Origin of the sequence: Vagococcus sp. AM17-17 (assembly GCF_003471765.1) — a bacterium.
Classification (GTDB): Bacteria; Bacillota; Bacilli; order Lactobacillales; family Vagococcaceae; genus Vagococcus; species Vagococcus teuberi.
The window spans coordinates 122,204-144,344 of the sequence record NZ_QRJY01000002.1 but is presented as its reverse complement, the minus strand read 5'-3'; the positions used below and the strand labels follow the sequence as shown (position 1 = coordinate 144,344).

24 protein-coding genes are annotated in these 22,141 nt (G+C 33.5%); 18 read left to right on the top strand and 6 right to left on the bottom strand.

Annotation, left to right across the window (positions count from 1 at the left end):
- Positions 1-202 precede the first annotated feature (202 nt).
- Positions 203-2,803 (top strand): bifunctional acetaldehyde-CoA/alcohol dehydrogenase, encoded by a 2,601-nt coding sequence (gene adhE, locus DW196_RS04475; protein ID WP_118250381.1) that lies wholly within the window; start codon positions 203-205, stop codon positions 2,801-2,803.
- 41 nt (positions 2,804-2,844) lie between these two features.
- Here adhE and DW196_RS04470 read toward each other — a convergent pair whose 3' ends face one another.
- Positions 2,845-3,276 (bottom strand): hypothetical protein, encoded by a 432-nt coding sequence (locus DW196_RS04470; protein WP_147408667.1) that lies wholly within the window; start codon positions 3,274-3,276, stop codon positions 2,845-2,847.
- Positions 3,277-3,660: 384 nt separating this feature from the next.
- Here DW196_RS04470 and mreC point away from each other — a divergent pair, with 384 nt between their 5' ends.
- The 7 genes from mreC (at position 3,661) to DW196_RS04435 (ending at position 9,796) form a co-directional block, all read left to right on the top strand.
- Positions 3,661-4,530 carry a rod shape-determining protein MreC gene (gene mreC, locus DW196_RS04465; RefSeq protein ID WP_079347210.1) on the top strand — a complete coding sequence of 290 codons (870 nt, stop codon included), beginning with the start codon at positions 3,661-3,663 and terminating at the stop codon, positions 4,528-4,530.
- On the top strand, positions 4,530-5,048 hold the full coding sequence (gene mreD / locus DW196_RS04460; RefSeq protein WP_118250379.1) for a rod shape-determining protein MreD: 519 nt from the start codon (positions 4,530-4,532) through the stop codon (positions 5,046-5,048). The genes mreC and mreD overlap by 1 nt, the downstream gene beginning before the upstream one ends.
- Positions 5,049-5,205: 157 nt before the next feature.
- Entirely contained in the window at positions 5,206-6,507 is a 1,302-nt protein-coding gene (locus tag DW196_RS04455; RefSeq protein ID WP_118250378.1) for an NlpC/P60 family protein, read from the top strand.
- Between the two features lie 151 nt (positions 6,508-6,658).
- Positions 6,659-6,979: a PadR family transcriptional regulator gene (locus DW196_RS04450; protein WP_071457498.1), complete on the top strand. Its 321-nt coding sequence runs from the start codon at positions 6,659-6,661 to the stop codon at positions 6,977-6,979.
- Positions 6,969-7,637 carry a DUF2812 domain-containing protein gene (locus DW196_RS04445; protein ID WP_071457497.1) on the top strand — a complete coding sequence of 223 codons (669 nt, stop codon included), beginning with the start codon at positions 6,969-6,971 and terminating at the stop codon, positions 7,635-7,637. Before DW196_RS04450 ends, DW196_RS04445 begins: the two co-directional genes overlap by 11 nt.
- A 13-nt stretch (positions 7,638-7,650) precedes the next feature.
- Positions 7,651-8,553, top strand: coding sequence for an ABC transporter ATP-binding protein (locus DW196_RS04440; protein ID WP_118250377.1), 903 nt, complete (start codon positions 7,651-7,653; stop codon positions 8,551-8,553).
- Positions 8,546-9,796 (top strand): ABC transporter permease, encoded by a 1,251-nt coding sequence (locus tag DW196_RS04435; protein WP_071457495.1) that lies wholly within the window; start codon positions 8,546-8,548, stop codon positions 9,794-9,796. Before DW196_RS04440 ends, DW196_RS04435 begins: the two co-directional genes overlap by 8 nt.
- 42 nt (positions 9,797-9,838) lie before the next feature.
- On the opposite strand, the gene murQ is transcribed toward DW196_RS04435, so the two are convergent.
- Positions 9,839-10,738 carry an N-acetylmuramic acid 6-phosphate etherase gene (murQ, locus tag DW196_RS04430; RefSeq protein WP_118250376.1) on the bottom strand — a complete coding sequence of 300 codons (900 nt, stop codon included), beginning with the start codon at positions 10,736-10,738 and terminating at the stop codon, positions 9,839-9,841.
- A 183-nt stretch (positions 10,739-10,921) separates the two neighbouring features.
- On the opposite strand from murQ, the gene msrA reads away from it, so the two are divergent.
- Positions 10,922-11,437, top strand: coding sequence for a peptide-methionine (S)-S-oxide reductase MsrA (gene msrA / locus DW196_RS04425; RefSeq protein WP_118250375.1), 516 nt, complete (start codon positions 10,922-10,924; stop codon positions 11,435-11,437).
- Between the two features lie 35 nt (positions 11,438-11,472).
- Here the strand turns inward: msrA and DW196_RS04420 are convergent, their stop codons facing one another.
- Positions 11,473-12,114: a copper homeostasis protein CutC gene (locus DW196_RS04420; protein ID WP_071457879.1), complete on the bottom strand. Its 642-nt coding sequence runs from the start codon at positions 12,112-12,114 to the stop codon at positions 11,473-11,475.
- A 114-nt stretch (positions 12,115-12,228) separates the two neighbouring features.
- On the opposite strand from DW196_RS04420, the gene DW196_RS04415 reads away from it, so the two are divergent.
- The 4 genes from DW196_RS04415 (at position 12,229) to DW196_RS04400 (ending at position 16,958) form a co-directional block, all read left to right on the top strand.
- On the top strand, positions 12,229-13,089 hold the full coding sequence (locus DW196_RS04415) for a putative RNA methyltransferase (protein ID WP_118250374.1): 861 nt from the start codon (positions 12,229-12,231) through the stop codon (positions 13,087-13,089).
- A gap of 196 nt (positions 13,090-13,285) precedes the next feature.
- Positions 13,286-13,789, top strand: coding sequence for a tRNA (uridine(34)/cytosine(34)/5-carboxymethylaminomethyluridine(34)-2'-O)-methyltransferase TrmL (gene trmL / locus DW196_RS04410; protein WP_118250373.1), 504 nt, complete (start codon positions 13,286-13,288; stop codon positions 13,787-13,789).
- A gap of 11 nt (positions 13,790-13,800) precedes the next feature.
- Positions 13,801-14,418, top strand: coding sequence for a histidine phosphatase family protein (locus tag DW196_RS04405; RefSeq protein ID WP_071457490.1), 618 nt, complete (start codon positions 13,801-13,803; stop codon positions 14,416-14,418).
- 26 nt (positions 14,419-14,444) lie between these two features.
- A complete protein-coding gene (locus DW196_RS04400) occupies positions 14,445-16,958 on the top strand; it encodes an ATP-dependent RecD-like DNA helicase (RefSeq protein WP_118250372.1) in 2,514 nt (837 codons plus the stop codon).
- A 31-nt stretch (positions 16,959-16,989) separates the two neighbouring features.
- Here DW196_RS04400 and DW196_RS04395 read toward each other — a convergent pair whose 3' ends face one another.
- Complete coding sequence (locus tag DW196_RS04395; RefSeq protein ID WP_118250371.1) at positions 16,990-17,943, bottom strand: diacylglycerol kinase family protein; 954 nt, start codon at positions 17,941-17,943, stop codon at positions 16,990-16,992.
- Between the two features lie 51 nt (positions 17,944-17,994).
- On the bottom strand, positions 17,995-18,453 hold the full coding sequence (locus tag DW196_RS04390) for a GNAT family N-acetyltransferase (RefSeq protein WP_118250370.1): 459 nt from the start codon (positions 18,451-18,453) through the stop codon (positions 17,995-17,997).
- Between the two features lie 152 nt (positions 18,454-18,605).
- Here DW196_RS04390 and DW196_RS04385 point away from each other — a divergent pair, with 152 nt between their 5' ends.
- Positions 18,606-19,127 carry a QueT transporter family protein gene (locus DW196_RS04385; protein ID WP_071457487.1) on the top strand — a complete coding sequence of 174 codons (522 nt, stop codon included), beginning with the start codon at positions 18,606-18,608 and terminating at the stop codon, positions 19,125-19,127.
- 38 nt (positions 19,128-19,165) lie between these two features.
- Here DW196_RS04385 and cbpA read toward each other — a convergent pair whose 3' ends face one another.
- Positions 19,166-19,810, bottom strand: a complete 645-nt coding sequence (cbpA, locus tag DW196_RS04380; protein ID WP_071457485.1) for a cyclic di-AMP binding protein CbpA — start codon at positions 19,808-19,810, stop codon at positions 19,166-19,168.
- 161 nt (positions 19,811-19,971) lie between these two features.
- Here cbpA and rpmG point away from each other — a divergent pair, with 161 nt between their 5' ends.
- The 4 genes from rpmG to DW196_RS04360 all read left to right on the top strand — a co-directional run bounded on the left by rpmG (position 19,972) and on the right by DW196_RS04360 (position 21,893).
- Entirely contained in the window at positions 19,972-20,124 is a 153-nt protein-coding gene (rpmG, locus tag DW196_RS04375) for a 50S ribosomal protein L33 (protein ID WP_071457484.1), read from the top strand.
- 27 nt (positions 20,125-20,151) lie between these two features.
- Entirely contained in the window at positions 20,152-20,328 is a 177-nt protein-coding gene (gene secE / locus DW196_RS04370; RefSeq protein WP_079345820.1) for a preprotein translocase subunit SecE, read from the top strand.
- A 104-nt stretch (positions 20,329-20,432) separates the two neighbouring features.
- Positions 20,433-20,975, top strand: coding sequence for a transcription termination/antitermination protein NusG (nusG, locus tag DW196_RS04365; protein ID WP_071457482.1), 543 nt, complete (start codon positions 20,433-20,435; stop codon positions 20,973-20,975).
- A gap of 57 nt (positions 20,976-21,032) precedes the next feature.
- On the top strand, positions 21,033-21,893 hold the full coding sequence (locus tag DW196_RS04360) for an alpha/beta fold hydrolase (RefSeq protein WP_118250369.1): 861 nt from the start codon (positions 21,033-21,035) through the stop codon (positions 21,891-21,893).
- The last annotated feature ends 248 nt before the right edge of the window (positions 21,894-22,141 follow it).

Sequence of the window (22,141 nt, the reverse complement as noted above, 5' to 3'; positions counted from 1 at the left end):
AATGTTTCAATTATTAAGAAAAATATCACTCGACTAAAGAATGAAATCAGATTTAAATGTTTATTTTAAGGTTTTATTAAGAGGAAACGTATTCACTTGAATAAAGTGAAAAAAATCACATAAAAGTATTTACAAGGTGAAAAAAGTATTGTATATTATATTTGTGAAATACATAACGAATTAAATTCAGGAGGGTATTACTTTGAAAGATAAAAATAAAAAAGCAGAAGTAAAAGAACAATCAGTAACAGAAACAATTGATCATTTAGTCGCTAATGCTCAAGAAGCATTAAAAGAAATGAAAACTTTTGATCAAGAAAAAGTGGATCATATCGTTCACCAAATGGCTATGGCTGCCTTGAATGAACATATGCCTTTAGCTAAATTAGCAGTAGAAGAAACTGGCCGTGGTATTTATGAAGATAAAGCAATCAAAAACATGTTTGCTTCTGAAAGTATTTGGAACAACATTAAAAATGATAAAACTGTTGGAGTTATTAATGAAGATGAACAAAAACAAATCATCGAAATTGCTGACCCAGTCGGAGTGGTATGTGGGGTAACACCAACAACAAATCCAACATCAACAACTATTTTCAAATCAATGATTGCGATTAAAACACGTAACCCAATTATTTTTGCTTTCCATCCGAGTGCACAAAAATCATCTGCAGCAGCGGCAAAAGTTGTAAGAGATGCAGCAGTTAAAGCTGGCGCTCCTGAAAATTGTATTCAATGGATTGATACGCCATCTATTGAAGCAACAAATACATTAATGAACCATGAAGGTGTTGCAATTGTTCTTGCAACTGGTGGTTCTGGAATGGTTAAAGCAGCTTATTCAACTGGTAAACCAGCTCTTGGAGTAGGTCCTGGTAACACTCCTGCTTATGTTGAAAAATCAGCTAAAATCAAACGTGCGGTAAACGACTTAATTACATCTAAATCATTCGATAATGGGATGATTTGTGCGTCAGAGCAAGGTGTCATTGTTGATAAAGAAATCTACGATGCAGTGAAAAAAGAATTTGAAGCGCATCAAGTATACTTTGTAAAACCAAATGAACTAGAAAAATTAGAAAAAGCCGTGATGAATGAAACAAAAACAGCTGTTAATCCTAAAATTGTTGGACATTCAGCAGTATCTATTGCTAAAGATGCTGGAATTAAAGTACCAGAAGGAACTAAAATTTTAGTAGCTGAATTAGAAGATGCTGGTCCAGATTATCCATTATCACGTGAAAAATTATCTCCAGTATTAGCAATGTTTAAAGCTGATAATACTGAACATGGTTTAGAATTATGTGAAAAAATGTTAAAACTTAATGGTGAAGGACATACAGCTGTTCTACATTCTGAAGATGAAGACTTACAACTAGCATTTGGTTTAAGAATGAACGCTTGTCGTATTTTAATTAACTCTCCAGCGGCTCAAGGTGGTATTGGTGATATCTACAACGAAATGATTCCATCATTAACTTTAGGTTGTGGATCTTATGGTAAAAACTCAGTATCTAAAAACGTTTCAGCAGTTAATTTGATTAACACTAAAACTTTAACGAAACGGAGAAATAACATGCAATGGTTTAAATTACCTGAAAAAATCTACTTTGAATTAAATTCAATTCAATATTTACAAAAAATGAAAGACGTTGAACGTGTATTCATCGTTTGTGACCCAGGTATGGTTGAATTTGGGTATGCTCAAAAAGTGATTGATGAATTAATGAAACGTCAAAACAAGGTAAAATTTGAAATGTTCTCAGATGTTGAACCAAATCCTTCAACAAATACAGTTTATGCTGGTACAGAACAAATGATGAAATTCCAACCTGACACAGTTATTTCCATCGGTGGTGGATCTGCTATTGATGCGGCTAAAGGTATGTGGTTATTCTATGAACATCCAGAAACAGAATTCTTTGGCGCTAAACAAAAATTCTTAGATATTCGTAAACGTGCTTACAAAATTCCTGAAGCTAGAAAAGCTAAAATGGTTGCTATTCCAACAACATCAGGTACTGGTGCGGAAGTAACACCATTTGCGGTTATTACTGACAGTGAAACTCACGTGAAATACCCATTAGCAGATTATGCATTAACTCCAGATGTGGCAATTATTGATCCACAATTTGTTATGAGTGTTCCTGCTTCAGTTACAGCTGATACTGGTATGGACGTATTAACTCATGCAATCGAGTCATATGTATCTGTTATGGCAAGTGATTACACGAGAGGTTTAAGCTTACAAGCTATTAAATTAGTATTTGAAAACTTAGAAGACTCAGTTAAAAATCCTAACTTAGAAAACCGTGAAAAAATGCATAATGCTTCTACAATGGCTGGTATGGCGTTTGCCAATGCATTCTTAGGTATTTGTCACTCAATCGCTCATAAAATTGGTGGAGAATACGGTATTCCTCATGGACGTACTAATGCGATTCTTTTACCACATATTATTCGCTACAATGCAAAAGATCCTTCAAAACATGCATTGTTCCCTAAATATGATTACTTTAGAGCTGATACAGATTATGCAGACATCGCGCGTTTCTTAGGACTTAAAGGCAACACAACAGAAGAATTAGTAGAATCTTTAGCTAAAGCTGTTGATGATTTAGGAAAACGTGTTGGAATCGATATGAACTTATCAGCACAAGGATTAAGCAAAAAAACATTGGATGAAACAGTTGATCGTATGGCTGAACTTGCTTACGAAGATCAATGTACAACTGCTAACCCTAAAGAACCATTAATTAGTGAATTAAAACAAATCATTATTGATTCTTATGAAGGTAACTAATGATAAATTAAAAAAGGTCGTCCTAATATGGGACGGCTTTTTTATTTGATTAAATCATAAGTTATGACATTTGGTTTATAGAGTAAATCTCGTTTGGAATTTGGCACGATAATAGACGAAATATCTGGATCAATTTTTTCTTTAAAGTCGATATCTTTAAATTCCTTATCAAATAATTTAGCATATTCTTTTGTGATAGATACATGAACAACAGGCTGAAATACTAGTCGATCACTTGATAAATCTAATTGAAAGATGTTTTTATCGTCGGTAAAAAAATAAAAGACGTCATTTTTTCCAAGATAAGTAAGAGAGTCAGTTTCTGTGACAGTTTCTTTTTCATAGAATGGTAGATTAAGAGTTTTGTTTATATCATATAAGCTAGCATTAGTTGATGAGCTGTTTGACCGTCTCTCGTAATGAAGAATGGCTATTTTTCTTTTTCGATTAGCATTAGTTTCATATTTCGTCAAACTTCGATAATCTTTCGTGAAGATAGAAATACCAATAGTTAATATGACAGTTACACTTACTATGAGTGCGATGATTTTAAATATTTTTTTATTCGGTATGTTTGTGGAAAATGTGCCGAATAATATGAAGAGTGTGATGGTGACTAATAGGAATAATACAGGTGAAAAAAGTTGATTAAATGTTCGGATAGATACCAATAATTGCTAGACATTGTTATAATAACCCCTTCCTAATATCATTATAGTCTAAAGTAGGTCATAATGCTTACATTACTTTATTAAAATTTTAAAAACAAAAGGGTAGTTGTATGGTTAATACTAAAGAAAAATGGTAGAATCAAGGATGTATGTTTTTTAGATAATAAGGAGCTATGAGGTGGAATAGTGAAAAAAAATAATTCAAGTCGAAATATTATTATAGCTGTTACGATAGTGATAGTCATCATATTGTTAGTAACATTTAGTGCGATGCAAAGAGATAATAATAAAAAAAGTTTACCTGGACAGTCGCAAACGAATAATGTGATTGCAAAAGTAGATAATGTTGTCAAGGCACCATTCAGATTATTAGAAAGTGGTGTAAAGAGTATTAATAATTTGTTTAATACTTATACAGAAAATCAAGAATTGAAAAAACAAATTGATAAAAGTGTTTCACTAGAAGCAGAGTTGGCAAGTCAAAAAGCTGAAACAAGAAAATTAAAAGAGCAGTTGAAACTCAATGATACCTTAACTGATTATGACGTGATTAATGCAAGTGTGATCAATCGTTCGCCAGATAGTTGGCAAGATGTCCTTATTATCAATAAAGGAACTAAGGATGGCATCGAAGCTAACATGGCAGTTATGGGAGATAAAGGGTTAATTGGTCGTGTCATTATTGCTGAATCAGGAAGTTCGAAAGTAGAATTACTGACAACCCAAAATCAAAATACTAATCATTTTCCTGTGATGATTCAAACTAAAGATGAAAAAACAGCGTATGGTTTGATGGAAGGTTACAATAGTAAAACTCACACATTGATTGTTTCTCAACTAACAAGTGTTGATAATATCAAAAAAGGGGATTTAGTGTCGACTTCTGGTTTAGGCAACAATTCTCCTGAAGGATTGGTTGTTGGTGAAGTAAAAGAAGTGAAGAAAAATAAAACAGGCCTAAATGCAGAAGTATTAGTAACTCCAGTTGCTGATATGTATGATGTGTCTAGTGTGACAGTTATTAAGAGATTAGCAGGGAAGCAAGAGGTGGAATAATGGAAAAAAAATCATATTATCCATACTATTTACCTATATTATTGTTTATTGCTATGTTAGTAGATGGCCACGTTAGTAGTGCAATGATGGGGATGCTGTCTATTCCCATGACGTTTACAAGCCATTTGGTGCTTCTTATACTAATGTTTTCAACCTTTAAAGTGAGTCAAACTTATCTAATGATTTGTGCAACGATTATTGGCTTACTGTACGATTCTTATTTTTATAATGTATTAGGAATTAACTTGATTTTATTCCCTATAATTGTATTTTTTATGTATCGTTTGTTCGAATATGTTGAACCAAATACATTGACGTTGATTTTAAGTTTTATTGTATTTGTTACTCTTATCTCAATAGGAAGAGCAGTATTACTTAGTATATTTAAGTTAACAACAGCTAATTTTTTAGATTTTTTTACACGTAATCTGGCACCGTCTTTACTAATCAATGTTTTATATATATGTCTATTAGTCATCCCGTTATCAAAGGTATATGGTGTTAATGAAATAAAATGATTGATTGAAATGTTTTTGTAATATTTCTATCATACGAGTGACATGTATCTATGTTAAAATTTATTTATTATTAAAGTTAACGTAAAATTAAAAATTTAAATAAAAAATTAAGTAAAAAAAATAAATGTAGACGTAGAAAAATGGAGGATGGCAAATTTTGAAGAAGAAAGTATTATCAACAGTTTTGTTAAGTAGTATGTTATTAAGTACTGTAGGTGCTCCAACTGTTGCGACAGCAGCTAACAAAGATTCGAAAGTAGAAGAACAAGATAAAAAAATAAATGAATTAGCTACTAAAGAACAAGAAGCCTCAAACCAATTAGCAAGTATTAAAGAAAATATTTCGTCAATAAAAAACGAGGCATCTGCTTTACAAACAAAACAGGTAGAACTAACAAAAGAAATTTCAAACTTAAATGGTGAAATAAAAGATTTAGAAGCGCGTATTGCAAAACGCGATGCGTCAATCAAAGAACAAGCAAGATCTGTACAAGTTGATTCAAACAGCTCTAATGTTGTTGATCTAGTATTAAATGCTGATTCTGTATCAGATGCATTAACAAAAGTGATGGCGGCAAGTCGTTTAGTTGGTGCTAATAATGATATGATGAAACAACAAAAACAAGATAAAGATGCAGTTGAAACGAAAAAAGAATCTGTAGAAGAAAAAGCAAAAGAAGTACAAGAAGCAGCTGTTACTCTAGAAGCTAAAAAAGGTGAGTTAGAAGACCAAGAATTAGCACAACAAGCAGCAGTTAGCAAATTATCTGCAGAAAAAGCAACTGAAGAAAGTAAAAAAGAACAATACTTAGCTGAACAAAAAGCTGCAGAACAAAAACGTGAAGAACAACGTAAAGCTGTAGCAGCAGCAAAAGTTGAAACAAAAGAAACTGAAAACAAAGCAAAAGAAGATACAAATGCTGGTAAAATTGATAAACAAGAGAATTACGTGACACCAAACGATATTACTCCTAGTGAGAACAAACCAAATGAAAAGGAAGGAACTACTCAAAGTACACCAGAGCAAAGTACACCAACACCTGCTCCAAGTACTCCAGTAGCAACAACTCCTACTCCAGCACCAACACCTTCAGCTCCAGCTGCAAACGGAAGTGCTATCGTATCAGAAGCCTATAAACATATTGGTAAACCATATGTTTGGGGAGCTAAAGGACCAGATTCATTTGACTGTTCAGGATTTACTTCTTATGTATTCCGTCAAGCAGCAGGAAAAGAAATTGGTGGATGGACTGTTCCTCAAGAAAGTGCTGGAACACAGATTTCATTAAGTGAGTTACAACCAGGAGACTTGGTATTCTGGGGTTCTAGAGGTGCAACGTATCATGTAGGTATCTATGTTGGTGGTGGACAATATATTCATGCACCACAGCCTGGAGAATCTGTAAAAGTTACAAGCATGTCTTATTACTCACCAGATTTTGGTGTAAGAGTTAACTAATTAAAATAAAAAATTAAAATGACTTATGGCAATTTTAGCTGTAAGTCATTTTTTTATTGACAAAAAATATATCATTCTATAATATATCAGTTAACAATATATTATAGAATGATATACAATATAAAAAAGATTAAAGGGGAGGGAAAATAAAATGGAATCAATGACGGACTCGACATACTTAATCTTATTAAGTTTACTAGAACCTAGACATGGCTATGCTATTATGAAAGGAATCAGTGATATGACATATGATAGTGTATCCATTGGACCAGCAAGTATGTATACAATACTTAAAAAATTAGAAAAGAAAGGTGACATTAGGTTAAAAGAAGATAAAGATAGAAAGAAAATTTATGTTATTACTGACCAAGGTAAGGCTGACTTGATTAAAGAAGTTGAGAGAAGGAGAATGTTTTATGAGGCAGGACGCTCTTTATTAAATGGAGATAAGGTGGATGTGTATGGTATTTAAAAACACAAAAATTAAACTATCTAAAGGATTGGCATTTTATTCTGAAAAAGAAAGTATTCAATTTGCTAAAGAAGCTAGAGAAGGGTGGCAGCTCAAAAAAATTAGTCCTTTTGGTTTTTATATCTTTAAAAAAGCTAAACCTGAAGATTCTACGTGGGTGATTGATTTTTATAGTGGAAAGAAAATAGATGTATGTGATTATGTTGAGCTTTATCAAGACTCAGGATGGTCACTAGTTGAAAATTATCGAAATAGATATTTTGTTTTTAAGTCGACAGGTAATCATATTTTTAATTATACTGATAGGCAAACGTATAAAGAACGATTAAAAAATGAGACGGTATGGATGTTATTACAATCGTTATGGCTGTTTTTTCCAAGTTTAATTATCTATTTATTTTTATTTCATTTTAATAATTTTAGTATGAGTCTATGGGTAAAGGTTATGGTAAGTGGTGTTTTATTTGTCGGAATGATTTTTCCAATTATGATGGCAGTGTTATTGTTGTATTTTAAGGTGATGTATCGAAAACGACCAGAGCTTTATAACAATCCTAAAGCAATAGACAGAAGTCAAAATTTTGGACGAGATATGGTGATTTCAATGGTTATAGGAGCAATTTTTGGTTTTATAAGTAGTATGTTATTTTTTAACTAATAGGAGGGAAAAGATGTTAGAAGTAGATGGGTTAACAAAGTATTTTGGTGATATGGCAGCAGTTGATGATGTGTCATTTAGAATACCAGATGGTAAAATATTAGGATTAATCGGGCAAAATGGGGCAGGTAAATCTACCACATTTCGTTTGATATTAAACTTTTTAGATACAGATGATGGCGATGTATTGTGGAATGGAAAGCCGTTGACTGAAAAGGATTATAATGTGATAGGTTACTTACCAGAAGAAAGAGGATTATATCCTAAAGTTACTATTGAAGATCAATTAATTTATTTTGGTCGTTTGCGTGGTAAAAAGAAAAAAGAAATTGTTCCTTTGGTTGACAAATGGATGGATAAATTTCAAGTTAAAGGAAAAAAAACAGATAAAGTAAAATCATTATCTAAAGGAAATCAACAGAAAGTACAGCTTATCGCAACTTTAATCCATGAACCAAAGCTAATTATTCTTGATGAGCCGTTTAGTGGTTTAGATCCAGTAAATGCTGAATTACTAAAAGAAGGAATTATCGAATTAAAAGAAAAAGGGTCATGTGTCATTTTTTCTAGTCATAACATGGAAAATGTTGAAAAAATATGCGATCATCTAGTGATGTTACGAAATGGCGAGATGGTACTTGATGGTACGGTTCAATCGATTCGTGAATCATTTGGTCGAACTCGTTTAGAATTGGAAAGTGTGTTAACAAAAGAAGAAGTGGAGAGTATTCCAGGCGTGCTTAATGTAGAAAGTCCACGAGAAGGATATTATAATATTCGATTAGAATCGTCAGAAGTTGGTCGTTTGGTCTTTGATGAAGCGATGAGAGTTAGTGATTATATACCAGTATTTAATCAACAACCACCTACTTTAGAAGAGATATTTAAGATGAAAGTTGGTGAAGAAGATGAATAAGTTTTGGGTTGTTGCGCTAGAAACATATAAAAAACATGTAAAATCTGCTAGTTTTATTATGATGGTATTGGCTCCTTTTTTATTGATTGCTTTTTCATTTGGTACAGGTTATCTTAGCTCAAAATTTGCTGATGTGAATGAAATTGCGATTGTATCAGAAGACAAAGGCATGACAGATAGTTATATTGAATTAGCTAAAAATGATTTTGATATTAATAAAAAGATTACGACAGAATCAACAGCTAAAAAAGCGTTAGAAAAAGAAGAAATAGATGGTTATCTGGTTATTTCAGTTAAGAATAACCAATTGACTGGACAATACACAGGTGTTGAAACATTGGGGAGCACGAATCAACAGTTATTGTTAGGGTATCTAAATCAAATGCAGTTAGGTCTTAATTCAAGCTCATTGGGACTCACATCTGATCAAGTAACGAAATTATTATCTCAAGCTTCATTGAGTGAAACGCAAGTGAAAATATCAGATGGAAAAATCGAGGAAAACAAAGACAATCGTATGGCTTTGACGTTTGTAGGGTTTTTTGTTGTTCTTGCGATGTATATGATTGTGTTACTGTATGCATCTATTACAGCACAAGAAGTTGCTTCTGAAAAAGGCACGCGTATTATGGAAATTATTTTATCAAGTACGACTGCGGCTAAGCATTTTTATGGGAAAATTATGGGGATTTTCTTAGTGATTTTAACTCAGGTTATTATTTATTTATTCTCAGGAATTGTGGCGTATTTCTTAGCTAAAGATATGGATACAGTTAAAGGATTTTTAGAGACGGTTTCTATGGATGAATTGATAAAAGGGATTCTTGGATATAACTTATTGTACTTATTATTGGGTGTATTGATTTATACGATTTTATCTGCTTTTACTGGGTCGCTTGTCAGCAAGTCAGAAGATGCAGCAAAAGCTGTGACCCCCGTTACTTATCTCATCATGATTGCGTCTTTACCAACGATGATGTTAGGAATGTCAGACCCTCAAAATATTTTAATTAAAATATTTTCGTTTGTTCCATTCTTTTCTTCATTTGCTATGCCGGTTAGAATCGCAAATGATAGTGTGACAAACTCAGAGATATTGATTTCACTAAGTATTTTAGTTGTAGCTATCGTATTACTTCTTAGAATGTCAGCAAGAGTTTATAAATCAACTGTTCTTATTTATAGTGATAAGAGTATGATGCAAGTGTTTAAAGATGCATTGAGAGTAACTAAAAAAGCATAAAATAAAGAGCCTTCCTTACATTGGGTAAAGAAGGTTCTTTTATTATGATAAAGTCTTTTTAACAAAGCCATTAGCATTGACTAATTTGGTTTTAGCAGTATGTTTGTCACTGTTAGTCAGTATCATCACAATCGCCAATTTAACATCTTCATCGGCATCATAAAAATAGTTTTCAGCCATTTCATAGTCACAGTCAGTTGCTTGCATGATAATTCTTTTTGCTCGTTCAACGAGTTTTTCGTTAGTTGCTTTAACATCAACCATTAGATTGTTGAAGACTTTTCCAATGCCAATCATGCTGATGGTCGAAATCATGTTTAGAACTAATTTTTGTGCTGTACCAGATTTCAACCTTGTTGATCCCGTTAAAAATTCAGGTCCAACATTAATTTCAATTGGAAATTCTGCGTGCTGACTGATTTTGGCCTGTTTATTACAAGATAAACTTGCTGTTGTTGCTCCAACAGATTGTGCGTAATTTAATCCACCAATAACATAAGGTGTCCGCCCACTTGCTGCAATACCTAGCACAATATCGTTGTCAGTTAGTTTTAGTTTCATCAAGTCCTCTCTACCAAGTTCTAAAGAGTCTTCAGCTCCTTCCACAGCTATTGTCATGGCTTTTTCTCCACCTGCAATTAAGCCGATAACCATATCTGGATTAACGCCAAAAGTTGGAACACATTCAGCAGCGTCTAAAACACCAAGCCGTCCACTAGTACCAGCACCCATATAGATAAGTCTTCCACCATTGTTAAAAGCATTAATTGTCTGTTCAATGATAGGTTCAATGCTATCAAGTTCTTTACGGACGGCTTCTGCAACTCTTTCATCTTCTTTATTCATTAAAACAAGGGCTTCTTTAACGCTCATTGAGTCTAATCCGAAAGTATCTTGATTTCGTTGTTCAGTTGTTAAGTTATTTAAATTGATTTTTGTCATAGTTTTCATCCTTTATGAATCTTTCGATAGTACAGTGTTTACTTCTTTATTATAACGATTTTGAAATATAATTTCAATATCGAAGATGTAAATAATAAAATTTTATTTCCTTTTAAATCATTTTAAGTGACGAATAAAAGAAGTTTGTATAAAATGAGGGAAATGGATGAAGGAGATGATTTGATGGAAGAAAAAGCAATATTTGCTGGAGGGTGCTTTTGGTGTATGGTAAAACCATTTGATGAGTTACCTGGCATTATTAAAGTAGTTTCTGGTTACACTGGTGGTCATACAGTCAATCCAACTTATGAGGAAGTTTGTAGTGGGACAACGGGTCATACTGAAGCGGTTGAAATTACATTTGATCCTAGTATTATAACTTATAAGCAATTAGTTGAAATTTATTGGCATCAAACAGATCCAACTGATGCTATGGGACAATTTGTCGATAGAGGAGACTCTTATCGCCCAGTTATTTTTTATAATTCTGAAGAGCAGTATGATGTTGCGACCCAATCAAAAAAAGAATTGGAAGAAAGTGGCAAGTTTGACCAACCAATAGTGACTCAAATAGAAGAAGCTCAAGTATTCTATCCGGCTGAAGAGTATCATCAAGATTTTTACAAAAAAAATAGAACTCATTATCAAAATTATCGACAAGCTTCTGGTCGAGATAAGTTTATCGAATCAAAATGGTAAAAATAAAAAGCTTTGCGTGACTCACGCAAGGCTTTTTAAAAATGAAAATCCACAATTTGTGTTCCGTGAACTTCTTTTACTTTTAGAAAAGAGGTAACGGTATCGATATTTTTATAAGAAATACCGCCACCAGGCAAAATAGTGATACGGTTATTAGCATACGAAATCAAATCATTGATGTATTCAAGATGTTGTTCAATTGGAACAAGATTAGAACCCCCATGAGTTAGTATGCGTGTTACTCCGTGCTCGCTTAACCAGTCGATAGCAGAAAATTGGTCATCGCGACTCATTTCGTCAAAGGCCATATGAAATGTCACTTGCATGCCTTCTGCAGCTTCTAGAAGAATAGACATGGCTTCAACATCGATTTTATTTTGTTCATTTAAACAACCAAAAACAACACCATCTACACCAAGTTGTCTTGCTTCTAAAATGTCAGCTTCCATAATTTTTAATTCAATGTCTGTGTAAATAAAATTTCCTCCACGAGGTCTGATAATTGCCATGACAGGCACACCTTTTTCACTACAGTAGGCCATCGTTTCAGCCATAACCCCTTTACTTACTGTCGTTCCACCAACAGCTAGGTTATCACATAATTCAATACGAGTTGCACCTGAAGCAATCGCGTTTGGAATATTTGTAAAGTTTTCAGCACAAAATTCTTTTATCATCACAAAGAAATCCTCCGATTTAATTCAATAGTTTAATCTTAGTATAGCATAAACAATCATTTACGGATTGAAATTATGGTATGATAGTCATAACATTTATTTAGGAGTTTATATATGCTTAAAAAGAAAAAAGAGTATGCGTTTGACCATTTAGGCCAATCAATTAATACCATGGAGTGTCCGAAATGTCACACTAGTTTTGAATTATCTCAAAGTGGATTAGTTTGTCAAAATAATCATCAGTTTGATGTGTCAAAAAAAGGAACCGTTCATTTTCCACTTCATCATATGGATAGTGATTATGATAAAGAGATGTTATCGCATCGACGTAAAATGATTCAAAAAGGCTTATATGAGCCATTAGAAACAGAAATTGCTAAACTGTTATCTAGCGTAAGTCATGATGATTTGATTGTTGATATGGGAGCCGGTGAAGGAAGTATCTTAGAGCGACTAGCAACGAGTCATCATGTGGAAGGCCATAAAATGGGGTTTGATTTATCTAAAGATGGCGTATTACTATCTAGTGATTTTTCAGAAGAAGCATTTTGGTTTATTGGTGACGTGACAAATATGCCTTTTAAATCGGAAAGTATCGATGTGTTGTTAAATATTTTTTCACCAAGTCATTATGAAGAAATGAGTCGAGTCTTAAAAAAAGATGGACTAGTCATAAAAGTGATTCCTGAATCATATTATCTAAAACAATTACGTGAGGCTTTCTATTATGATGATGAGGATAAAAAAGAATATAGTAATGTAAAAGTCTACCAAAAATTCATAAAAGACATGACGTTAGTTGAGGAAAAACATTTGACGTATGATTTTTTAGTGGAAGAAGAGGATTTTCAAGATGTTTTGAAAATGTCACCAATTCATTGGGGAGCAAGTGAGACAGCAAAACAACGTGCTCATGATAATTATTTTCAGAAATTAACAGTGGACGTGAAAATATTGGTTGGGAAAAAACAATGATTTACAAAAGTAAGGTTGTTTTTTCTAGTTGTTAGTGCTACAATAACATCAAGTCATTTTCAGCGGTTTTTATCAGATTCCTGTTCTGATAAAAGTTGGTGAGATGGCAAACCGCCAACGTAGCGACTCGCAGTGGATTGACACCGAGACGATACGTTTTTTTTATGCAAAAAAATAGGAAAGAAGAGACCCAAAAATGAATCATATCGTATTATTTGAACCACAAATACCAGCAAATACTGGAAATATAGCTAGAACATGTGCTGCAACCAATTCACCGTTGCATTTGATTGAGCCTTTGGGTTTTTCAACTGATGACAAACACTTGAAACGTGCAGGTCTTGATTATTGGCATGATGTAAATATTACGTACCATAAAAACTTAGAAGCCTTTTTAGCATCAATAGGAGAGTCTCCACTACATTTGGTGACAAAATTTGCTAGAAATACATATAGTGATGTGTCCTTTGATAATGAGGTCGACCATTACTTTATTTTTGGAAAAGAAACAACTGGTTTACCTGAAAGTTTTATGAGAGAAAACGAGGGAAAATGCATTCGTATTCCGATGAATGATGAACATGTACGTTCACTAAATCTTTCTAACACTGTTGCTTTGGTCGTTTATGAAGCATTAAGACAACAAGGATTTCCCAATTTAGAAACAGTTCATATTTATGAGAATGATAAATTAAGTTAGGAGTGAAAGATTTGAAATTATATTTTGTCCGTCATGGAAAAACAGAGTGGAATCTAGATGATCGCTTACAAGGTGTAAAAGATTCTCCCTTATTACCACAAAGTTATGAAGATATGAAAAAGTGTGGCTTAGCTTTAAAAGATATTCCATTTGAAGCGGTTTATACTAGTCCAATTAAACGTGCGAAAGAGACGGCTGAGGGCATTGTTTCTCAATTCGATAGAGCAATCCCTATGTATGAAAGAGAAGGTTTTGTTGAGCTAAGTTTTGGTGACTTAGAGGGTGAAAAGTTTTTAGAAGCAAAAACTCGTTTTCCTGATGAAATGTTTTATCTTAGAAATCATCCAGATAAGTATGATCCGACTCCTTTTAATGGCGAAGATTACCAATCAATGATAGATAGAAGCACAAGAGTTGTCAAGGATGCTATAGCGGAAACAAAAGATGGACCATTATTATTTGTGGGACATGGAGCCATGTTGATTGCTTGTGTGCGTACTCTTTTAGGAGTGCCGATAGAAAGAATACGTGAAGTAGAAGGCATGATTGATAACAACAGTGTAACAGTGTTATCTTATGATGGTGATAAATTTACATTAGATGAATGGAATAACACAGATTTTCTATAAATTATAGAAATGTTGAGGTGATAACAATGGATAATTTGGAAGACATGTCTTTTTTAAAGGGAAGTGTTGAAGCCATCTTTTTTGAAAATGCGACAAACTTTTATAAGGTCATGTTAGTTAAAGTAAAAGAAACCAACACATCTTATGATGGCGATGAAATTGTTGTCACTGGGACATTTGGTCAAATACAAGAAGGCGAACCATATTGTTTTTATGGTGAGGTAGTCAACCATCCCAAATACGGCGAACAATTAAAAGTAGAACGATATGAGCAAGATAAACCAACGTCTACTGAAGGCTTGATTAATTATCTTTCTAGTAGTAAATTTCCAGGAATTGGGAAAAAAACGGCAGAGACGATTGTTGAACTGTTAGGTGAATCTGCGATTGATGATATTTTAGAAAATCCCGATTTACTTGATAGAGTATCTGGATTAAATCAAAAGAAAAAAGATGTTTTAGTAACGTCACTTAGAGAAAATTATGGGATGGAACAAATTGTCGTGGGGCTTAATCGTTATGGATTTGGTAATCAGTTGGCATTTTCTATTTATCAATTTTATAAAAGTGATACATTAAAAATAATTGAAGAAAATCCTTATCAATTAGTTGAAGATATTGAAGGGGTTGGCTTTAAAAAGGCGGATATGTTAGCTGAGAGAATAGGTATTTCAGCTACGTCTCCCTCACGTATTAGAGCAGCACTTATTCATGAATTGTATCAAGGTTGTTTAAATGCAGGGGATACCTATATGGAAGCAAAACAATTATTAGAAGCATCACTGCAAGTTTTAGAGAGTAGTCGCCCTGTTGAAATTAATCCAGAACTGGTGGCAGAAGAAGTTCTTGCTTTATCAGAAGAAGGTGCGATTATTCAAGAGGGAACACGATTATTTGAAAAATCATTATATTTTTCTGAGATAGGTACAGCGGCTTCAATCAAACGATTGTTAGAAAAAAAGAAAAAATTACCATATAAGAAAAAAGAAATTGATGAAACCATCGAAATGATAGAAAAACGAACGGATATCAAATATGGTAAAAGTCAGAAAGATGCCTTAAAAGAAGCGATTATGTCGCACTTTTTTATTTTAACGGGTGGTCCAGGAACAGGAAAGACGACCGTTATTAATGGCTTGGTTTCTTTGTATGCTGAATTAAATGGTTTATCGTTAAACTTAGAAGATTATACACAAAAAGTGTTCCCGATTCTTTTAGCGGCGCCAACGGGACGAGCGGCTAAAAGAATGAATGACATGACTGGTTTACCGGCTAGTACTATTCATCGTTTGTTAGGATTGACCGGTCGAGAAAAAGAAGCGATTGGCGAAGCTAGAGAATTAGAAGGTGGCTTATTAATTGTCGATGAGTTGTCGATGGTTGATACTTGGTTAGTTAATACGTTACTCAAATCCGTGCCAAATAACATGCAAGTCATTTTTGTGGGTGATAAAGATCAGTTGCCATCAGTAGGGCCTGGGCAAGTTTTGACTGATTTATTAAGAGTAGAAGAGATTCCTAAAAAAGAATTAGTAGATATTTACCGCCAAGATGATGGGTCGTCGATTATCTCATTAGCACATCATATAAAAAATGGTGAGGTGCCTAAGGATTTAACTGAAAATAAAAAAGACCGATCATTTATCCAATGTCAAGTAAATCAAATTGAATCAGTGGTGGAACAAGTGGTTTCCAGAGCAAAAGATAAAGGGTTTTCTAATCAAGAAGTACAAGTTCTAGCCCCGATGTACCGTGGGAAAGCGGGAATTGACCAATTAAACATCATGATGCAACAAATATTAAATAATAATGATACTGGTGAGAGAAAAGAAGTAAAATGGCTTGATAAAGTGTATCGAATCGGCGACAAGGTTCTGCATTTAGTGAACAGTCCAGAAGTTAATGTGTTTAACGGTGATATGGGTGAAATTGTTGGGATTACTTATGGAAAAGACACAGATGATAAAGTTGATGAGATTACAATTTTATTTGATGAAACAGAAGTTGTCTATAAACGGAATGAGTGGCAAAAAATAACGTTAGCATATGCTTGCTCGATTCATAAATCTCAAGGTAGTGAGTTTCAAATGGTTATTTTACCATTAGTAAATCAATATGGGCGGATGTTACAAAGGAAACTACTCTATACAGCTGTGACGCGAAGTCGCGATTTTTTAATTTTACTTGGTGAACCTGATGCGTTTGTTCGAGCAATTGAAAGTCAAACACTAGAACGCCAAACAACTTTAGCAGAACGTTTGATGGAAAGTGAAGACTCACTTGATAAACGAAAAGCTGAAGAAGAAAATTACCTACTTGAAAAAGAAGAAGAGGTAAAAGAAAATTTAAAACATTTGGTGGAAGAAAAAACAGCTAACATTCCGAAAAAGGAAATTGTGCAAGAAGTCTCTCTTTTTGAACAGGAAAAAGAGACATCATTGCCTAAGAAATATGTTTTGACACTAGATAATTTTACAGAAATTGATCCAATGATAGGGATGGAACATGTTTCACCTTATGATTTTAATACAAAAAAATAAGCGATGGTTTTAGTAGCCATGGCTTATTTTTTTACATCCAAAATAGTCTATGCGTCGTTTTAAATCGTAGTTTAAACTCTTGCTCTCCTAATTCTTCGCCATCAGCTTGGCCAACTTGAGCGATAGGACAAGTTAAAGTAAGTTCTGAGTCGACAAATCGGTGAAGGTAGGGTGAAGTCAAATGTTGTTTGAAAAATAGTTTAATAATTAACCACGCAAGTGACAAAGGAAATATTTTTTCCACAATGATTAAGTGAATATCATCCGTATAAGCAGATGCAGTGGGATCAATCGCAACACCACCACCAAAATAGGGATGATTTGTTGTGGTGCATAAAAAAGCTTTTTTAAATTCTTTCTTTTCAGTGCTTGTTTCAGCAATTAAAGGAAAAGAGGGTTGTTTAAAAATAGACGATAATGCCGCACTAACATAAGACAACGATCCAAGCTTTAATTGATTCAGTAAAGATTTAGCTTTTGAATGATTCGCTGTTGCCACAATTTTTGCATCAATCCCGACGCCAACGTTATTTAGTATCAGACGAGTGTCGTTTGTTTCGACATCTATTGCTTGCATCAAACTGATTGAGGTTGGGTGAGTGACTGATAGCAGCTGTTCTAATGCTTGATTAATTTTACGAGAAACCCCAACACCGCGTGCAAAGTCATTTCCAGAGCCACTTGGTAAATACCCTATTGGAATATCTGGATACTCTTTTAAGGCATTAACGACCTCGTGAAGTGTTCCGTCTCCACCTAGTACAACAAGTAAGTGATCAAACGGTTTACCTGACTCATAAGGTTGAAGCGTCGTTTGTAATAAAGTCTCAACAATTTCTTTTTCATGTCCTGCGTACTCAGTTAGATAGGACTCAAAAGGAATCTCTTTTTCTGTTAGTTGGTTCTTTACTTCTTTATATTGTCTAGCACCTCTACCAGATCCAGCATGCTGGTTGACTAATAAATGCAGTACTAATTTTTTCATAGAGCAACTCCTTAAAATTTTGACGGGTTCTAGTGAAACAAGGCAATGCAATCACAGTTTCTTTTGCAGACGAAGGCGGTCTTTTAACTGAATACCGTGCTCATATATTGGTTTTTTATAATGAGTGATAAAGTAGTCAGGCTGCACACTGATGATACGAAAGCCATGTTTTTGGTAAAAATAAAGTTGCCAGATACTAGTAGAACCTGTACAAACTTCAAGTATGACATAATGATTCTTTTTAGCAAACACATCTGCAAAATCAAGAAGGCTAGAACCAATTCCTTTATTTTGATGCGTGTCGCTAACAGATATATTTAAAATTTCTAGTGAATCTTGATTTATTTTTCCCAACGCAAGAATTCCTACAATTTTATTATTATAAAGGCATTCGAACAAAAAAGCACGAGAAATATAAGAATTAATCATATGTTTATCAGGATCTGCTTCTTTCAAAAGTGCTAAATGTATAGGTGTAATGGCGTTTATTCTTTTGATAATCAATGACATATTTTTCTTCCTTTTAGTTAGTTATGTTACTATCATAACAGAAAATTTTGACATTTTGTGCAACAAAGAGTAGGATAATATCGTTATGTTTTATAACCGCAGTTCGTTCATACCATCCTGCGATATCAAAACTAGGAAGGGAGAAAAGAAAAATGGAAAAATCAGTATCACGATCAAAGACAACCGTATTAGTTGTCAACGGGTTAATTGCAGCGTTATACGTTGTATTAACACTTGTTGTTGCACCTATCGCTCAAGGACCTATTCAATTTAGGGTTTCAGAGAGTCTGAATCATCTTGTAGTATTTAATAAAAAATTATTATGGGGTATATTTTTAGGGGTGGTCACCTTTAATTTACTCTTTGCTGAAGGAGGCATGATGGATGTCTTGTTTGGTGGAGGTCAGACATTACTAGCTCTAAGTATCACAGCATTTTCTGCTAGATGGATTAAGAGTGAGAAAACACGAATGGTTATCAATACGATTGCTTTTTCAGTGAGTATGATATTAATTGCCATTATGATTTGTATTATTTCTAATCAATCAATTGGCTCAAACTTTTTCTGGGCAACATATGGCTCACTATTTTTGAGTGAATTAATCATTATGAGTATTTCAGCGCCCATCATGTATGGGATTAATAAAGTCGTTCACTTTGATAAATTTAAATAAAAAAATGCCAGTAAGAATTTTTCTTACTGGCTTATTTTTTAGCTTAAAGGCTGTTGTAAATCTTCAACTTGAGCAACAAAGAAATCTTTTTTCTCTAGTGCTTTGATGATTAAATCACATGTTTCTTTATCTGTGTCAGCTGGTAGTGTAATAATTGTACGACGGATGTACTCGTCACGACCAACATCAAGTGTGATACAACTTGCAATATCAGAGTATTTCGAAATAACTTTTGTCATGTTTGCCAAGTCACCCTTGCGACCAGTAGAAGCAATCGTTAATGCGAAGCGTCCTTCTTTAACGTTCCATGACTGAGATAAGATACCTAATAAACTACTATGTGTTAGAATGCCGTAAAATTGATCGTTTGCATCTAAAACAGCGATGTATGGTAACTCTTTAATTGTGAAAAATATTTTGAAGAAAGATGAATTCAAATGAATAAATTTTGTCGCATTTTTAATCAAATGTGTGACAGGTAAACTCATGTCCCCACCATTTGATTTGTGACGATATATATGCATTTTATAGATATTTCCTCTAAAGAATTTTCCTGTTTCGTCAAGTACAGGGACGCAACGGAAACCAGACTCTTCTAAGATATTCAACGCATCTTCTAGCGTACAAGTTTCACTAACTGTTGTTAGTAATCTTTTTGGAATACAGACTGATTCAATTAACATAATATGTAGCTCCCTTCATTTTTAATTACAACCTAATAATACCATAAATAAACGGTTAAATAAAAGAACAATAATTCTGTTCAGTAAACGAACAAGTTTGACAAAAATTATAATAAACGTTATACTTTAAAAGTTATTAATATAGTGGGAGGATTCTACCCTTGGCTCAAAAAAAATCAGCACTTGCCTGTACCGTATGTGGTTCGCGTAATTACTCAAAAGCAGTTAGTGATTCACAACGTACAGAGCGATTAGAAGTGAAGAAATTCTGTAAGTATTGTAAAAAGCATACAGTACATAAAGAAACAAAATAAAAAAGACTTATCTTAGGAGGAGACAAAATGAAATTCTTAAAAAGTGTTATTGAAGAGATGAAACTTGTAACATGGCCAACACGTAAAAAATTAGTTAAAGATGTGATTACTGTCATCCAATCAACTATTTTATTTGCGTTATTCTTTGCAGCAGTTGACTTTTTATTAGCGAAAATTTCTTACATAGGTCTTAAAGGTCTGTAAAAATTACTAGAAAAAAGCATATTTGAGTGTTACAATTAATTGAAAGAAAAACTTCGGCTCTCTGAGGTTTTTTTATTTTATCATGAAAAGGATGGTTGAATTCTGTGGAATCGTTTGAAAGACAGTGGTACGTATTACATACATATTCAGGATATGAAAACAAAGTAAAGACAAATATCGAATCTCGTGCACAAAGTATGGGAATGGAAGATTTTATTTTTCGTGTGGTTGTTCCGGAAGAGGAAGAAAGAGAAATAAAGAATGGGCAAGAAAAAATTACAGCTAAAAAAACGTTCCCTGGTTATGTGTTAGTTGAAATGATTATGACAGATGAATCTTGGTATATTGTACGTAATACACCGGGAGTGACAGGATTTGTCGGCTCACACGGAGCAGGAAGTAAACCTGCACCATTGTTACCAGAAGAGGTAACACACATACTTGGTAAATTAGGTATGAGTAAACGTGTAACTGACTTAGACGTTGAGTTAGGCGAAACAGTGACGATTACAGAAGGTGCTTTCTCTGGATTAACAGGAGAAATTACAGAAATCGATCTAGAAAAACAAAAACTAAAAGTAAATATTGACATGTTTGGTCGTGAAACAAGTACAGAATTGGACTTTGATCAAGTAGATAAACTGTAAAACCGATATTTTTATCGGTTTTTCTTTTTAATATAGGTCATTTAAGGAGGTTTTCTATTGCGTATTTCAAAGCAGTTTATTTTGTTAATGGGTATACTTATCTTGATATTATCAGGTTGTCGACTCAATAATTCAGTGAAACCTTTGTCTTCGGAAGAAAAGGCAGTAGATGTTGCATACTTTGATGTCCCTACTATATTTCTACATGGTGCTGGCGGTGGAAAGCACTCTTTAGGTGGCATGTTGAACCGTTTTACTAATCAAGAAGTGGCACAAAAATCATTAGTATTAACTGTGTCAAAAGATGGCGTTGTAAGTGAGAAAAAAGCATTGAAGGATGGTCATTTCTCTAAAGACAATCCGATGGTTCAAGTATTATTTGAAGACAATCGAAATAATGAGTGGGAACAAGCTGCTTGGATAAAAGCTGTTTTAGTGTTTCTCCAAGAAAACTATCAAGTGAAAACAGTCAATCTAGTTGGTCATTCAATGGGTGGCATCAGTGAATTCAGGTATTTATTACAAGATAGCACAAACACAACACTTCCTAAAGTAAATAAATTTGTTGCTATAGGTTCACCATTTAATGAGTTTTTAGATACGTTTGATAGTCAAAGTCTAGATGATTTACTAATAGCAGGACCTAGTCAAAGAAGTGAACGTTTTATTCTTTATGAAAATGAGTTAGATGGTATGCCAAAAGACGTGGACGTGTTATTAATTGCTGGTAAATTATCTGAAAATGATTTGAGCGATAAAGTAGTCCCGTTGAGTAGTGCCTTGTCCGTTAACATGATGTTAATGAATAATGGAAATAATGTGGAGCATGTCATCATTACAGGTGCCGACCATAGTGGCTTACATGAAAACAAAGAAGTCGATGAAAAAGTGAGTCATTTTTTATGGTATAAAAATTAAAGGGTTGACTTTTATTCAATAACTCGATAGTATGAATAAAAGTTTTACATTTTTTGCCAGTAGGGAATAAGAACTGTGTTTAGAAAGTCGATGGTTGCTGAAAATCGAACCAACTTATTTTTCTGAATTACACTTAAAATGATAGATAATTAAATAATAAATTAAGAGATGAAGATAGATATATTATCTTTAAATTAAGGTGGTACCGCGAAAAAGTCGCCCTTATGTGTAATAGCATACGGGTGACT

Bases quoted from the DNA above. Each gene is read 5' to 3' on its own strand.
- mreD (WP_118250379.1), top strand. From the start codon at position 4,530: ATGGAAAAAAAATCATATTATCCATACTATTTACCTATATTATTGTTT.
- DW196_RS04450 (WP_071457498.1), top strand. From the start codon at position 6,659: ATGGAATCAATGACGGACTCGACATACTTAATCTTATTAAGTTTACTA.
- DW196_RS04445 (WP_071457497.1), top strand. From the start codon at position 6,969: ATGGTATTTAAAAACACAAAAATTAAACTATCTAAAGGATTGGCATTT.
- DW196_RS04440 (WP_118250377.1), top strand. From the start codon at position 7,651: ATGTTAGAAGTAGATGGGTTAACAAAGTATTTTGGTGATATGGCAGCA.
- DW196_RS04435 (WP_071457495.1), top strand. From the start codon at position 8,546: ATGAATAAGTTTTGGGTTGTTGCGCTAGAAACATATAAAAAACATGTA.
- murQ (WP_118250376.1), bottom strand. From the start codon at position 10,738: ATGACAAAAATCAATTTAAATAACTTAACAACTGAACAACGAAATCAA.
- msrA (WP_118250375.1), top strand. From the start codon at position 10,922: ATGGAAGAAAAAGCAATATTTGCTGGAGGGTGCTTTTGGTGTATGGTA.
- DW196_RS04420 (WP_071457879.1), bottom strand. From the start codon at position 12,114: ATGATAAAAGAATTTTGTGCTGAAAACTTTACAAATATTCCAAACGCG.
- DW196_RS04415 (WP_118250374.1), top strand. From the start codon at position 12,229: ATGCTTAAAAAGAAAAAAGAGTATGCGTTTGACCATTTAGGCCAATCA.
- trmL (WP_118250373.1), top strand. From the start codon at position 13,286: ATGAATCATATCGTATTATTTGAACCACAAATACCAGCAAATACTGGA.
- DW196_RS04400 (WP_118250372.1), top strand. From the start codon at position 14,445: ATGGATAATTTGGAAGACATGTCTTTTTTAAAGGGAAGTGTTGAAGCC.
- DW196_RS04395 (WP_118250371.1), bottom strand. From the start codon at position 17,943: ATGAAAAAATTAGTACTGCATTTATTAGTCAACCAGCATGCTGGATCT.
- DW196_RS04390 (WP_118250370.1), bottom strand. From the start codon at position 18,453: ATGTCATTGATTATCAAAAGAATAAACGCCATTACACCTATACATTTA.
- DW196_RS04385 (WP_071457487.1), top strand. From the start codon at position 18,606: ATGGAAAAATCAGTATCACGATCAAAGACAACCGTATTAGTTGTCAAC.
- cbpA (WP_071457485.1), bottom strand. From the start codon at position 19,810: ATGTTAATTGAATCAGTCTGTATTCCAAAAAGATTACTAACAACAGTT.
- secE (WP_079345820.1), top strand. From the start codon at position 20,152: ATGAAATTCTTAAAAAGTGTTATTGAAGAGATGAAACTTGTAACATGG.